This window comes from Pseudonocardia halophobica (assembly GCF_027922425.1).
Classification (GTDB): domain Bacteria; phylum Actinomycetota; class Actinomycetes; order Mycobacteriales; family Pseudonocardiaceae; genus Pseudonocardia; species Pseudonocardia halophobica.
On record NZ_BSFQ01000150.1, the window covers coordinates 1 to 989 of the forward strand.

1 protein-coding gene is annotated in these 989 nt (G+C 69.5%); it reads left to right on the plus strand.

Going from position 1 to position 989, the window contains the following annotated elements; all coding sequences use genetic code 11:
• Window positions 1-328 precede the first annotated feature (328 nt).
• Window positions 329-989: nucleoside hydrolase (locus tag PKE99_RS37790; RefSeq protein WP_271215063.1), on the plus strand; the 661-nt coding region annotated here is incomplete at its 3' end.

Consider the following 989-nt stretch of genomic DNA (forward strand, 5'->3'; position numbering starts at 1 on the left):
CGCCTCCTTGGATCAGGGGCAAATCGGCCGATCGTGTGCCGCCTGCCGCCTGGTCGAGGTTGACGTCAGCCACAGCCGCGTGGTGCACCGGGCCGACGAAGGGGGTTCCGATTCAGCTGGAGTCGGTCCAGGCCGCACCCTCTCGGAGAGGGTCGGGCAAGCAGTCGCTGCGGCACGTCGGCAAGTTCGTGGAGGCACCGGGAAAGTGTGTGCTTGCTCCCGGCCACGTCCTTCGGCCTCCGCCGGGCTGGCATTGCCACATCACTGACAAGTCGAGGAGGCGACCGTGCCAACCCCCAGTCCGCTGATCATTGACACTGACCCCGGTGTGGACGACGCCTTCGGGATCCTCCTGGGGTTGGCCAGCGCCGATTGCGACGTCCGTGCCGTCACGGCCTCCTACGGCAATGTCGCCCTGGACACAACGTTCGTCAACGCCCGGCGGATTCTCGCGCTTGCGGGGCGTACCGACGTACCGGTGGCCGCCGGCGCAGCTCGGCCACTGGTACACGTGCAGGCCGAGGTCGCCCCGGACTGGCACGGCGAAGATGGCCTCGGCATGCACTCGAGCGGCTTCCCGGAGCCCGGGCCCGCCGACCCCCGTCCCGCCCTCGACCTCATGGTCAGCGTCCTGCGGGAGTCGTCGGTCCCGGTCACGATCGCCTGCCTGGGCCCGATGACCAACGTCGCACTTCTGCTCGCTGCGCATCCCGAACTGACCCCGCGCATCAGGCGCATCGTCGCGATGGGCGGCGCTCTGGGCATGGGCAACACCCATGGGGCGGGCGAGTTCAACGTCTACGCGGATCCCGAGGCCGCACAGCGTGTCCTCACCCAGCCCGACGTCCCCGTGACGCTCGTGCCGCTCGACCTCACGATGAACTGCGCTGTCGAGGACCAGTGGCTCGACGAGCTCAGCCAGGCCGGGCCGCGATGCGCAACGCTCGTCCGCACCGTGGCGCTCTACCGCGAGGCCACCCGCGAAAGGT